At 43.3% G+C, this 13,330-nt stretch carries 12 protein-coding genes; 4 read left to right on the top strand and 8 right to left on the bottom strand.

From position 1 onward, the window contains the following. Positions 1 to 57: 57 nt before the first annotated feature. The 3 genes from HQQ92_RS18150 to HQQ92_RS18140 form a co-directional block, all read right to left on the bottom strand. Positions 58 to 1,241, bottom strand: a protein-coding gene (locus HQQ92_RS18150; protein ID WP_113941724.1) for an IS3 family transposase whose coding sequence is annotated in 2 segments (ribosomal slippage) — positions 58 to 983 and positions 983 to 1,241 — 1,185 coding nt in all. Because the reading frame shifts where the segments join, the coding sequence is not laid out codon by codon here. 387 nt (positions 1,242 to 1,628) lie between these two features. Beyond that, on the bottom strand, positions 1,629 to 1,952 hold the full coding sequence (locus tag HQQ92_RS18145; protein WP_173247395.1) for a hypothetical protein: 324 nt from the start codon (positions 1,950 to 1,952) through the stop codon (positions 1,629 to 1,631). Positions 1,953 to 2,143: 191 nt separating this feature from the next. Next, positions 2,144 to 2,335 (bottom strand): hypothetical protein, encoded by a 192-nt coding sequence (locus HQQ92_RS18140; RefSeq protein WP_023268022.1) that lies wholly within the window; start codon positions 2,333 to 2,335, stop codon positions 2,144 to 2,146. 221 nt (positions 2,336 to 2,556) lie between these two features. Here HQQ92_RS18140 and HQQ92_RS18135 point away from each other — a divergent pair, with 221 nt between their 5' ends. Together HQQ92_RS18135 and HQQ92_RS18130 are read left to right on the top strand one after the other, a co-directional pair. Continuing rightward, on the top strand, positions 2,557 to 2,781 hold the full coding sequence (locus HQQ92_RS18135; RefSeq protein WP_254306335.1) for a helix-turn-helix transcriptional regulator: 225 nt from the start codon (positions 2,557 to 2,559) through the stop codon (positions 2,779 to 2,781). Between the two features lie 831 nt (positions 2,782 to 3,612). Then, positions 3,613 to 5,112 carry a reverse transcriptase domain-containing protein gene (locus HQQ92_RS18130; RefSeq protein ID WP_173247387.1) on the top strand — a complete coding sequence of 500 codons (1,500 nt, stop codon included), beginning with the start codon at positions 3,613 to 3,615 and terminating at the stop codon, positions 5,110 to 5,112. A 290-nt stretch (positions 5,113 to 5,402) separates the two neighbouring features. Here the strand turns inward: HQQ92_RS18130 and HQQ92_RS18125 are convergent, their stop codons facing one another. Both HQQ92_RS18125 and HQQ92_RS18120 read right to left on the bottom strand, forming a co-directional pair. Further along, complete coding sequence (locus HQQ92_RS18125) at positions 5,403 to 6,632, bottom strand: site-specific integrase (protein WP_173247384.1); 1,230 nt, start codon at positions 6,630 to 6,632, stop codon at positions 5,403 to 5,405. A gap of 210 nt (positions 6,633 to 6,842) precedes the next feature. Beyond that, complete coding sequence (locus tag HQQ92_RS18120) at positions 6,843 to 7,706, bottom strand: YicC/YloC family endoribonuclease (protein ID WP_173247381.1); 864 nt, start codon at positions 7,704 to 7,706, stop codon at positions 6,843 to 6,845. 209 nt (positions 7,707 to 7,915) lie between these two features. Between HQQ92_RS18120 and rph the strand changes: the two genes are divergently transcribed. Both rph and pyrE read left to right on the top strand, forming a co-directional pair. After that, positions 7,916 to 8,629: a ribonuclease PH gene (gene rph, locus HQQ92_RS18115; RefSeq protein ID WP_006079862.1), complete on the top strand. Its 714-nt coding sequence runs from the start codon at positions 7,916 to 7,918 to the stop codon at positions 8,627 to 8,629. Positions 8,630 to 8,792: 163 nt separating this feature from the next. Further along, positions 8,793 to 9,434, top strand: a complete 642-nt coding sequence (pyrE, locus tag HQQ92_RS18110; RefSeq protein ID WP_006079863.1) for an orotate phosphoribosyltransferase — start codon at positions 8,793 to 8,795, stop codon at positions 9,432 to 9,434. Between the two features lie 226 nt (positions 9,435 to 9,660). On the opposite strand, the gene folE is transcribed toward pyrE, so the two are convergent. The 3 genes from folE to slmA form a co-directional block, all read right to left on the bottom strand. Continuing rightward, on the bottom strand, positions 9,661 to 10,311 hold the full coding sequence (gene folE / locus HQQ92_RS18105; protein WP_006079864.1) for a GTP cyclohydrolase I FolE: 651 nt from the start codon (positions 10,309 to 10,311) through the stop codon (positions 9,661 to 9,663). A gap of 270 nt (positions 10,312 to 10,581) precedes the next feature. Further along, positions 10,582 to 12,570, bottom strand: coding sequence for a S9 family peptidase (locus tag HQQ92_RS18100; protein WP_173247378.1), 1,989 nt, complete (start codon positions 12,568 to 12,570; stop codon positions 10,582 to 10,584). A 135-nt stretch (positions 12,571 to 12,705) separates the two neighbouring features. Continuing rightward, entirely contained in the window at positions 12,706 to 13,299 is a 594-nt protein-coding gene (slmA, locus tag HQQ92_RS18095; RefSeq protein WP_113941097.1) for a nucleoid occlusion factor SlmA, read from the bottom strand. Positions 13,300 to 13,330 lie beyond the last annotated feature (31 nt).

Raw genomic sequence — 13,330 nt, 5'->3', positions numbered from 1 at the left:
TATGGTAGTGAACCAATCATTCAAAAGTGTTGTAAAAGCTGAGGCGTCCATATATGGTCAACTAAATTTGGCCACAGCTTTAGAATCTTCCCAAAATCGTCGCTCTGATTCATTTGGGCTCAATCCTGCATTGTAATGATGTGGCCTGACTTCACAGTAATAACCAATGATGTAATCGGTCACATCTTGTTTAGCTTCGCTAAAACTCTTGTAGCCTTGTGTCGGGAGCCATTCCGTTTTTAAACTTCTGAAAAACCGCTCCATTGGCGCATTATCCCAGCAGTTACCGCGACGGCTCATGCTCTGGGTGATTTGATATTTCCACAGCCGCTGACGGTATTTCAGGCTGGTATAATGACAGCCTTGATCTGAATGAAATATCAGGTTTTTAGGCTTCCCACGAGATTCAAAGGCCATATCTAAGGCCTTCACCGTTAACTCTGTATCCGGTGAAAATGACATCGCCCAACCAATGGCTTTTCTCGAAAATAAATCCAGCACAACTGCTAAATAACACCAACGATTACCCGCCCAAATATACGTCACATCGCCACACCAAACGGTGTTTGGTTCGACAACGGCAAATTGTCGCTTGAGTAAATTAGGGATGGTCACATGCTCATTTTCAGCCTTCTTATAGCGGTGTTTGGGTTGTTGGCAGCTCACTAATCCAAGCTTTTTCATTAACCGAGTCGCCCTATAACGACTTAACGCAAAGCCACGTTCAGAGGCGATTGTTGCGATACTTCTTGCACCAGCAGACTGTTTGCTTTCAGCGTGTATTGCTTTGATTTCACACTCTAAAATCCGCTGTTCAGGTGTCGCTACAAGTTCACGGCTCACCCAATAACGGTAGCTACTCCGGTTCACGTTAAATACATGGCATAACACTGAAATAGGGTATTTGTTGCTCTGATTGAGTTTCTCGATTATCGAGAATTGTTCAGCGAGTCCGACATCAATAGAGCGGTAGCCTTTTTTAGGATTTCTTTTTCGAGATTAATCCGTTCAATTTCACGTTTAAGTGCCTTAATTTCAATTTGCTCAGGTGTCATGGGTGAGGCTTTAGGAGCAAGCCCTTGGCGCTCAACCTGAAGCTGTGTTACCCACTTACTGACCGTTGATTTACCCACGTTCATGGCTTTCGCCGCCGCTTCTTGTGTGTAATCTTGATCTATGACTAATTGAGCGGTTTCGAGCTTAATTGCAGCACTATATCGTGCACGTTTACTTTTATTCATGTTGTCACCTAAATGGGTTATGAGTGGATCATAACATTTCTTATTAGGTGGCCAAATTCAGTGTGCCACTACACACTGCCTGCTGGAGAGTTGGTTAAGCGGGTTCATAGCTGGAATGCGAGAAAGGCTGCAATGAAACCCGCTCATATTCTTGCAGCATGGGAACGCTTAAGTGAACAAGGCTGGCTGCAGTTAAAAGCACCAGTTTGATGACTTTCCGTTGGCGTTACCCAACAATATTAAGCCTCTTCATTGAGGCTTTTTTATGTGTTTTACTGGATAGGGGTTTTCTAACTCTTCAAGATGGCCTGTACTGAGGTGCTAAAGTGACCGCCTAATTAGTTAGGTATAAGGGGTTAGCCCCTCCTGTGTCAGATTAAGGTCAACTCAGTAGGTAACTGACCAGCTCCCATTATTGGTCTCTACGTCAACTTGAGTTAAATCACACGAACCTCCATAAGAGACAGAAATAGATTGACCAAATTTAAGCTGTTTGGGAAAACCTTTTTTCTCGAAAAGGCTTTCACAGTTGCCTCTATTTACAATTATGTCGTTTACGATGACATCATCTTCAATAGCCTTGACCTTCACTTCGATTGATTTCATATACAAACCCGCTCTGTCATAGACTTCAATTTCAACATTCGGTTTAGAATCACTACAAGCACTAGTCATTACGAGCTGTGCAAAAGCAAAAAGCAATTTGTTCATCTTAAATACACCTTAATTTTGTGATAAACCGCAACGATGATGGGCATTAAATGGAATATTTATATTGTTTATCATGCTGTAAATTGGCATTCGCATTTATAGCTCTAATCATCGCTATGGACTGTGCTACTTGCTAATTGGTAATCAGTAGATTGAGGGCCCCTATCCATACTAGGGGCACAATTGAATGTTTAAGTTGCGCTATTCGCTGCATTTTTAGTTTTAACAAAAACAGTGATGGAATACCCAATCCCATACATGGCGGCAAATATCCCCCATCCAGCTGAAGCTTCTAGATCGATTTCTGCAAATGCAGAAGCAAGGATTAAGCATAATGGGAAAAACACCATTCCTATGATTGACATGGTTTTTACGACTGACATGTGTAACTCCTTTTAAATAACGTGTTTGAAGACACTGTTTGTTCCGAAAGAAGGCATTTACTTTCTATCGGTAGGTGTTCTTAATGTAAAAACGACCAAATGACTACTATACAGGTCTAAATGTAATGTTTATAGCGTGGTTTGTCCATCATGTGTCCTTGAGAATTATCCAGTATTCAATATCCTGGGGTTCTCTAGTGAATGATGATGAAGTGTTAAAGATGGGAATTGCTTTTGGTCGGGCGGTTAAGTTACGTCGAGTCGAGCTAGGCTATAACCAAGAGGGGCTTGCTGATAAGTCTGAACTTGCACGTTCGTTTGTATCAAGCGTTGAACGTGGTGTCGCGAAGGCATCTATAGCTTCAGTGTGGAAACTAGCCCAAGCGCTGAATTGCAATCCATCGGACTTATGGATAACGGCTGAAAGGCTTTATGATGCACGTTAAAGTAGGTGTAAGCCTTGAGGATTATGCTTCGTAACGCAAAAACATGACAGTTATCATCAACTAATTAACGATAAATTGGTTTAGTCAGGACGTAATCTGTCACTTGTAATCCAAGGTTTAATCAGGGCTGACAGCCCTTAATACATTAAAACAAAAAACCTTTCCGAGTTAGAGTTAAGGCTTTAACTCGGAAATGCCCCATTCTGTGTTTTGGTTCGTTAGAACAATCGAAAAAAACCTCAGCTGTTGCCATACAAATTCTCATCTATTTGTCTAATGTTTGGCCCTACCGTAAAGCGACTCACAATGTATGGGTATACAGTCGTATTTAAAATTAGATGCTTTTGAGTGTTTTTAACCTCATTTGTTTGCGCGTTTTCCCAGCCAAAAACAAACAAAAACCTTTAAAATCATTGGCATATATTTCTGCAAAATTAGATAATAGGTTTGGGAAACACGCATGCGCGTTTTTCCAGATGGTGTATTTGGCAGAAAGCTGATAAGTTCTTTGCATACAGATAGTTAACCGTGCGCGTTTTCACTGGTCCAACGAGGTAAACGCGCATGCGCACTAATAAAATGTTAACTGGCTTTGTGCGTATTACCTATTGATTCGATTAATTTTTAGTGTATATTACGCAATGAGTTTCCCATGGAAACAACGGTGTTGCCTTCTATCAGTCAGCGATGATTGATCTTCAGCTGTGAAATTCACACTGATGGGGGTGGGACGTCAAACTTTCATCAACCAAGTGGTAACTTACTTTTACTTGGGTATTATACCGTGGAAAGGCTCGAGCTAACGCTCGGGCTTTTTTGTATGAGGAATATATGAGCTTAGAAAAGCAACTAGCAAGCGTAATTAAAGAAGAAGCGGAAAAGCTAATACAGCGATACCATGAGTATCATAACCGATTGCATTTGGAACATGAGAGAAACAAAAAAAGACTAGGAAACTCAGCTCCTCCAAAGATTATACATCAACCAGACTACTGGTCTTTGGATAAGAAATTTAACCCGTTTTATGTTCGGAAAAAGCATAAAAGTATTGCCAGATCTATAGCGAAAAAGATAGAAAATCGCACATATACTCCGAATTCTCCTCATATTAAAATCGTTCCCAAAGCAGATGGTGGAGAGCGAAAAGTATCTATCTATCAAATTCCTGATGCAGCAGTATCTAAGTTGTTTTTTAATCGCTTGTTAGCAAAAAACAAGCATAGATTCAGCTCATTTTCATATGCTTATAGAAATGACCGGAATGTTCACTTTGCTATCCAAGACATATCAGTTGACTTACGAAGAAATGAACGTACTTTCCTAGCTGAGTTTGACTTCTCAGATTATTTTGGTTCTATTTCGCACGACTATCTAGTTAAGCAGTTTGATCAAAATGGTTTCTTCATTAGCCCAGAAGAAAGATACATAATTAAGGTTTTCTTAAAAGACCGTGTAGTAGGTATTCCACAAGGAACGTCTATAAGTTTATTTCTGGCAAATCTAACGTGTTGGAACTTTGACGCTGATTTAGAGAAGGAGGGCGTTAAGTTTTCTAGATATGCCGACGATACAATTGTGTGGACACCAGAGTACTCAAAAATATGTAATGCATTTGGCTTGATAAATCATTTTTCAAACGACGCGGGTGTAAAAATAAATGCAGCAAAATCCGATGGTATCTCACTACTGACCAAAGAGGGTTTACCTTCGGAAATATCTGCTAAAAGTAGCTTAGACTTTTTAGGCTATACCCTGTCAGTAGATAATGTTTCTATCAAAGATAAATCTGTATTAAAAGTTAAAAAGCAGATTTCATACATCTTATATCGAAATTTAATTCAACCATTGAAGCTGAGCTCCTTAGCTGGTCAAGAGATCCCTGCCAATGACAAAGATAAAAATTTTCTCAGTGCTATGATGCAGGTTCGCCGATACATGTACGGTGGCTTGAGTAAAAAGCAAATCAAGGATTATTTATCTGGTCGCACTAAACGCATTTATTTCAAGGGCATAATGAGTTTTTACCCCCTTGTTAATGACACTAAGCAACTGACGGAGCTTGATGGGTGGTTATTATCAGTGATCTATCGTGCAGTTCAGCTAAGGGAGCAGTTACTGCGTGTTAACTGGAACTATAACCGTTCTCATAGTTTTCCATTTGATCAATCACGAGAACAGTTACTGATTACATGCGCTAAAACTAAAATTGGCGGTAAGTATTTACTAGAAATCCCGAGCTTTTTACTAGTACACCAAGCACTGAAAAAGGGGCTGCAGGAATCAGGTATCGAAAAAGTGATGAACCCTGACTCTCTGAACTACGACTACTGATATAAGCCAGTTAACAAACAATTTAAGAGTGATTCACCACGCTTGGCATTTTTGGTTTGGGTTTAGTTTAGTGGTTACGGTGTTCAAGTTGAGTTGTGTGGTAGCGTGGTTTCACACCTTAATTGGGCGTTATCTCCATAGAAATTTTAATCCGAAACTGACAAGTTAGAGCAAAGGAGCTATCACGCTTTTGTCCAAAATGACTTTGATGGTGCTAGCTTCTACGAGTAGATTTAATAACACCATCAAAACTGTCAGATCCTGTATGAGTCACTACATATAAATAATTATCAATTCGCCTTTTTAGTAGTGTTGATAATATCCTTCAAATATTGCGACAATTTTTCTAACGCTTCCCTTCGTTCATCGAAATAATCATGCTGGTTATAAATCCCTTCAACACCCTTCAGTTTGTGGTTGAGGCAACGTTCAGCAACGTGTCCTGGCGTACCTTGTTTGGCAAGCAGGGTGCGGCAGGTACGACGTAGATCGTGCACAGTGAAGTGGGGCATATCACCCATTAAGTTTGGGGGTTGTTTTTTCTTACCGGCTTCGTGGCCAAATAGTTTAGTGATTGCTCGGTTTAGCGTATCAGGGCCCATATGGGGATTTTTACTGGAGCGTCTGCTTGGAAATACATAATCTGAGCCACATGCTCTAATTTTTAACTCATATAGCCATTCCATCACTATGGGAGGCAATGGAATCGCAATACCCACTCCTGATTTGCTTCTGTCTTTGGACAGATTCCACACCTTCTCATCAAGATTAAACTCCTTCCAAGGCGCTTCAGCCAATTCAGACTTACGTACTCCCAATGTAATCAGTAGTGCACAGGCTAGGTAGTTGTCACGGCTAAAGCTGTCACTATTTTCCCTAGCGATTTTAAAAAACGTGGTGGCTTCCTCTAGCGTTAAAGCGCGGTCTTTACTTTTTTCTAGGCCACCAGCATCTGATATAGAAAATGCACTGGCGGGATTTGCGCCAAGCAGATCCAGCTTTATGCCGTGATTAAAAAGCTGCTTGCAGTACATTAGAGCATCGTTAGCGATGGCGGGGCGGCCTGTCGCTTTGATAGCTTTAAGGATGTCTCTGATATCTCTAGCAGTAACAGTATCGATATTAAAGCTGCCTATATGCGGTGCTATATCCTTGCGATAGATACGTTCTGGAATATTGGCGTATTTAAGTCGATTGATGTTACCTAGGTGCCAATCAGCAAAAAGCTCATCAACAGTTTTGATTTGAGATTGCTCTGCACGTTTTTTCGCTATGAGTGGGTCGAGACCATCGCGAAACTGTTTCATTTTGATAGCAGCTTCTGCACGCGCATCCGCAAGAGACATATCACTGTATTTTGCTAAGGTCATTTCTTTGCGTTTGGATTGCGCCGTGTAACGGAGCATCCAATATGGAACGCCAAGTTTTGGGACAACAAAATACAAACCGGCTCCATCTGCATACCGGCCAGGTTCTCCTTTAGCCTTGGACTCAATCTCTTTTACTGTCAGGTTTCCCATAAATCCATTCCCCATCATGACCTTAAGGTTGCTTTTATGAAAGCCAATAATACCCACCACTGACGATCGGGATTATTGTAGCATACCCACCAATATACCCACCATATGTTGGTGGGCAGTGGTGGGTATAGATGGATGTTAGTAGACAGTTGATATGCTAAAATTGATTAAAAACAATGGTTAATGATGCTTATTGGATGGTTATGAATATCATTCCACGTTTTGGATCTGCTCGCGCATTTGCTCGATTAGCACTTTAAGTTCCACTGCGGCTGAAGTGATTTCAGTGCTGATGGATTTAGAGGCGAGTGTGTTCGATTCGCGGTTAAATTCCTGCATCATAAAATCTAAACGGCGACCTTCGCTGCCGCCTTTTTTGAGGATGCGGCGAGCTTCGGCTACATGGGCTTCGAGTCTGTCCATTTCTTCGGCGACATCTTGTTTCTGTGCCAGTAACACCATTTCTTGCTCGATGCGGGCTGGGTCGAGTTCACCTTTGATTTCCGCAAGGCGGTTGGTGAGCTTTTCGCGTTGATACAACATCACAGTTGGCATGTGCTCGCGTACGATGGCGATTTGCTCGCTGACTCCGTCTAAGCGGCTTAGCAGCATGTCTTTGATGGCTTCGCCTTCACGGCCACGGGCTTCGATGAATTGATCTATGGCTGAGTCGAAGGCTGTCATCAGATCTGCGCCGATGGCATCCATATCTTGTTCACCGCTCGCTAGCACACCCGGCCAGCGCAGGATGTCGGTCAGATTGACATCGCCTTGTCCCGCTTCTTGCTTGAGCCAAGTGGCGGCGCCTAAGAGCTGTTTAGCTAGCGCGTGATTCAATTGCAGCTCGTTATTGCTGTTGTCTGCCAGCTCATAGCGCAAATTGACTTCCACTTTGCCGCGGCTTAAACGTTTACGAAGGCGGTCGCGTAGTACGGGTTCGAAGCTGCGGAATTGCTCGGGTAAACGTAGGTAAGTTTCGAGATAACGTTGATTGACTGAGCGAATTTCCCAGGAGGCAGTGCCCCATTGTGCTTTGTGCTCGATGCGAGCGTAGGCTGTCATGCTTTGGATCATGGGTTGTCCTAATGGTTTAATCGTCATAATGAGAGGCGATTATAGAGTCAATGGCTTTAGGATTAAAGGCATACCGCCAATAGCGACCGGGATTAGGTGTTTGTGTGATGAGTTTGCCAGAGAATCACCCTAAGCATGGCATCCTAAGGCTCAAGCCCTTATAATATGCAGCCAAAATCGGTCAATGACTCAGAATACAGGAATCTCGCATGCGTCCAAGTAACAGAACGCCAGCACAAACGCGCCCCATCACTATCACTCGCCAGTTTACGGCCCATGCCGAAGGTTCAGTGTTAGTGGAATTTGGCGAAACAAAAGTGCTTTGTACCGCCAGTTTTACTGAAGGTGTGCCACGTTTCCTTAAAGGTCAGGGTCAAGGCTGGGTAACGGCTGAATACGGCATGTTGCCACGTTCGACCCATAGCCGTATGGATCGTGAAGCCGCTCGCGGTAAGCAATCTGGCCGTACGCAAGAAATTCAACGTCTTATCGGTCGTGCTCTACGCGCCTGTGTGGATATGAAAGCCCTAGGCGAAAACACTATCGTGATCGACTGTGATGTGATCCAAGCTGACGGTGGCACGCGCACTGCCTCTATCACTGGCGCCTGTGTGGCCTTAGTGGATGCGTTGAACTGGGCGCGTGGTAAAGGCATCATTAAATCTAACCCGCTGAAATTCCTTATCGCTGCTGTCAGTGTCGGTATTTACAAGGGTGAAGCGATAAGCGATCTAGAATATATCGAAGACAGCGCCGCTGAAACAGACATGAATGTGGTGATGACAGAAACGGGCAAGATCATCGAAATTCAAGGCACCGCCGAAGGCGAGCCATTCAGCCACGAAGAATTACTCGAACTGTTGGCATTGGCGAAGAACAGTATTCGTGAAATTGTCGATGTGCAAAAAGCCGCACTGAACTAATATTGTGGTGATGAAAAAGCCCCGTCATGTTATAGAGTGCGGGGCTTTTTATTAACTGCAGCTTTTTATCTGCAGCAAGATGCTAGTGTAGTGCAAGCTCTGTACCGAATAAAAATTCCTCATAATAAAAAACCAATAAAATACAAAGTCGTAAGGAGATATTGTGAAAGCTTATCAACGTGAGTTTATTGAATTTGCCCTAGAACGTCAGGTGTTGCGATTTGGCGAATTTACCCTTAAATCGGGCCGTATCAGTCCTTATTTCTTCAATGCGGGTTTGTTCAATACTGGCCGTGACTTAGCGCGTTTAGGTCGTTTTTATGCCGCTGCGTTAGTGGACTCTGGCATTGATTACGACTTGCTGTTTGGCCCTGCTTACAAAGGTATTCCGATTGCTACGACTACGGCCGTTGCCCTGTGTGAGCATCACGATATTGACATTCCTTACTGCTTTAATCGCAAAGAGAAAAAAGATCACGGTGAAGGTGGCAGCTTAGTCGGTAGCGAGCTGAAAGGCCGCGTGATGCTCGTCGATGACGTGATCACTGCGGGTACTGCGATTCGTGAGTCGATGGAAATCATCGAAGCCCATAAGGCACAATTAGCGGGTGTGTTGATTGCTTTAGACAGGCAAGAGAAAGGCAAGGGCGAGTTATCGGCCATCCAAGAAGTTGAGCGTGATTTTGGCTGCGGAATAGTAGCAATTATTAAACTCGCCGACCTAATCAGTTATTTGTCTGAAAAACCAGGGATGGAAGTGCAACTTGCCGCCGTGAGCCAGTACCGCGAGCAATACGGGATTTAAGTCTAGTGTTTGGCAGCTTGTATTGAGCAAGCGGCTATTGCTGGCTTGGTGAAATTAGTTAATCAGCCAGCATTGATCTTAGCTAGGTTGAGAAGGGTTTGATTGAGTGGGTATAAAAACAAAAAACGCTGCGATTCTTTAGAAGGAATCGCAGCGTTTTTTTATTGAGTTGTATTGATTGCTATTGATTTCGACACGTTTTAAATAGCGTTAAGTTTCAATACATTTATTTAGACTGGTGCAAAAACTCGGCGCGGGTCGCGGGGTTAGATTTGAAAATGCCGCCCAGCGCTGTGGTAGTGGTCGAACTGGTGGAGTCCATCACGCCACGGGATTTTACACAGTAATGCACGGCATCCATTTTAACGGCAACGTCTTTGGTTTCGAGCAAGGTTTGCAGCGCGACTAACACTTGCTGAGTCAAACGCTCTTGCACTTGTGGACGTTGAGCGAAGAAACGTACTATACGGTTAATCTTTGATAAACCAATGATTTTTTTGCGTGGCAGATAAGCTATGGTGGCAGTGCCATCGATCGTCACTAAATGGTGTTCGCAGGTGCTGGTGAGGCTAATGTCTTGCACTCGCACCATTTCATCGAAGCCCATCTTATTGTCGATAACCGTGATCTTAGGGAAGTTCGCATAATCTAAGCCGGAGAAGATTTCATCGACGTACATTTTAGCAATGCGGCGCGGCGTATCGGCAAGGCTGTCATCTGACAGATCCAATGACATTAATGTCAGGATTTCTTTCATATGATGTTCAATCTTGTCTTTACGTTCTTCACTGCTGTAAACGCTTGGGAGCATTGGGGTTTCAAGTCCACGTTCTAATAACGCGGCTTGTACTTTTACTGCTGCTTCACTTAATGCCATCTTATCCTCCACTACGTCGTAGCGGCTATAACAGAAAACCTATGCTGATTATCGCGTGGTACTTGGGCTGTTCAGCATCAGATACAAATTATTGTTATTCTCGCTAGGGCAAGAATAGGGGGAGGAGGATAGCGCGAATTGCAGACAATTCATACCGAAAAACGCGCATAGACCACATGAAAAAGCCGATAGTCCTTATCGGATATCGGCTTTAAATCTGCCACTGCCAATCGAGTTTAGCCTATCAGTGTCGGCAAGTTTGAGTTAATTCTAAAGTTTCAGATTGGTTTTTAGGAAACTGAGCATTTGTTCATAGTATTTCGCTCTATGCTCATCGTTATAAAAACCGTGGCCTTCATTGTCCATCACCAGTTTTTGGTAAGGATAATTGTGAGCTTTTAGGGCTTTTTCGAGGGATTCGAGTTGAGTTATTGGGGTTCGCTCATCATCTCCACCATGAACTAGCAATAAGTTTGCTTTGAGTTTATTGACGTTATAGCTTGGCGACATGGCTTTAAGTGTCTCCAAATTGTTTCCTAGCACATCTGCTTGATAGCTGCTTCCAGATGATGAGTTTGCAACATCACTGTCATCTTTCCACAGTGGTAAGTCATAGACACCTGCCATACCAATAGCGCATTTAAACATATCTGGCGCAAGCACAGCGCTCTGCAAGGCGCTGTACCCACCAAAACTGCCGCCAACAATACAGATGCGTTCCTTATCGGCAAAACCTTGGTCAATAACGTACTGGGTTGCGTCGATAATGTCGTGCTGAATATCTGAGCCCCATTTTTGATAGCCTGCGCGTTCAAATTGATCGCCATATCCACCTGAGCCACGGAAGTTGACCTGTAGAACGGCTATGCCTTGGCTTGCTAGATATTGGTTTTGTGGGTCAAAGCCCCACCAGTCACGGATACCGTGTGGACCACCGTGTGGATTGACGACTAAGGGTAGGTTTTTAGCTTCTTTACCAAAGGGGAGCGTTAGATATCCATGGAGTTGTTTACCATCACGGCTGGTGAAACTGATGGGTTTAACATCAGCCATTTGCTCTGGGTCGAGCCATTTTTTAGCGGCGGCTAGATATTCAAGTTTTAGTGTTTTCGTATCAAATATGTAGTAATCGCCAGGGTTTCGATCGTTAAACGCAAGTACGACGAGTTTTGCTGCATCTCGGGTTTCGCTAACAATTCGTACTTGGTGACCTGGGAGAGCACCAAGCAGATCTTTTAGTAATTTAGCGTGCGAATCCTCATTATCGACAAAGGCATAACTTGGGTAACCATTTTCAAACTCGACGGCGTAAAGTTGTTTATTGGTGCCGTTAATCCAAAAGTTGCTAGGGTCAACGTTTTCATCCTGAATGATTTCAGTTTTATCGCCCGTTTCGAGATTAATTTTATAAACCCCTAAGGTTTCACCTTGGGAGCGACCGGCGGCATAAATCGTATTTTTATCATCGGCAAAGGAGAGTGGTTTAAAATCAGCAAGACCTAGATTTAGTTTATCGGTATTTACCCAGTTACCGTCTTTGCGGTAGAACACTTTAGTAATGTTTTTATTGTCCTCACCGGCAACGAAGCGGACTTCACCTTGATGGTCTGTCATAAAACGGGCTCGGCCGATAGGTGAGCCTGTGATGCGTTTACGTGTGCCATTGAACAAGTCTACGCGATAGACATCTTGTGATAGTTCAAAGTCAAGATTGATCCTATCATTCCATGGAATAGCATTAACTAACATGTAGCGTTCATCATCTGGCAGAGGATCGAGGATAAACGCGCTCGCCCGCATAGGAGTATTTTTCTTGATATTTGAACCTGTTTGTTGCTCGCCACTCTCGAAGCCGAATAAATACGCTTTTCGTGAACCATCGGCATTTACCGCCATCAATTCACCGTAGTAGATAGGTGTGTCTTGCCAGCCTTTTAGGTATTCTTTTGCCAGTACCAGTCGCTCACTGTTGGCCCATTCATAGTCGCCGACTTGAGCATTATCGGGAAAACGTATCGCATTGAGGAGTTTTTTGGTTTGGGTATCTAAGACTAAGAGAACGTTTTTACCTTCGACACTTGTGATAGCGCTTAAATATTTACCAGTAGGCGATATTTTTACATCCGAGTACTCATCACCTTTGCTGAATAATTGCGCTTGCGATAACGCATTCGCGTTGGAGCTATTGGCTGCAAAGGTAGATATTGGAAGTATTGGTAAGCAAAGTGTCGCCAACATGGCTAATCGGAAGAGTTTCATCTGACATCCTTGTAAAATCATTGTGTTTTTTGTTTTTAAAATGTTTTTTGAGGATAAAACAAAAGATGGAGCGAAACAAGGAAGGAATACCGAACATAAAGGACGATAGTTACCGTCCTTTATGTTGAAAAATCATTAGCTTTGTAAAAGTTGGTGCTGGATAAAACGCCACTGTTCATCGAAGTGTGTCGTCGGTTTGAGTTTGAATTCACTTCGTACAAATTGGGCGATGCGGCCTTCGGCAAAGGCTAACAGTAAATTGGCTAATATGGCTTCGTCTAAGTTGAAGCCTTTACCTTCTCGCAGGGTTTTTTCCCGTAAAATTTGCTTTAACTGGGTTTCAATTTTGGCAAATAAGTTACCAATACGGCTTCGCAGGCGTTCATTTTCACCGAGTAGAGCATCACCGTTGAGAACGCGGGAAATTCCTGGGTTACGTTCTGCAAAGATCAGCAGCAGTTGCAGTACCAACTGGCAGCGCTTCATGGTGTCTTTTTCGTCATCCATGATTAAATTGATGCGCGACAATAACGACTCTTCGATAAATTCGATTAAGCCTTCGAACATCCGCGCTTTACTCGGGAAGTGGCGATACAGGGCGGCTTCCGATACACCGACTTCTGAGGCCAGTTTCGCTGTGGTGATCCTTTGTCCTGGGTTGGTTTCTAGCATCTGCGCTAGACATTGCAGAATGTGTTCACGACGATTAATTTTTGGGCTTACAGCCATTGCAGTATCCTTGGCTCAATAACGACTTAGG

Source organism: Shewanella sp. DC2-4 (assembly GCF_013248875.1).
Lineage (GTDB): Bacteria > Pseudomonadota > Gammaproteobacteria > Enterobacterales > Shewanellaceae > Shewanella > Shewanella oncorhynchi.
This window is presented reverse-complemented; position numbering and strand designations above follow the sequence as displayed.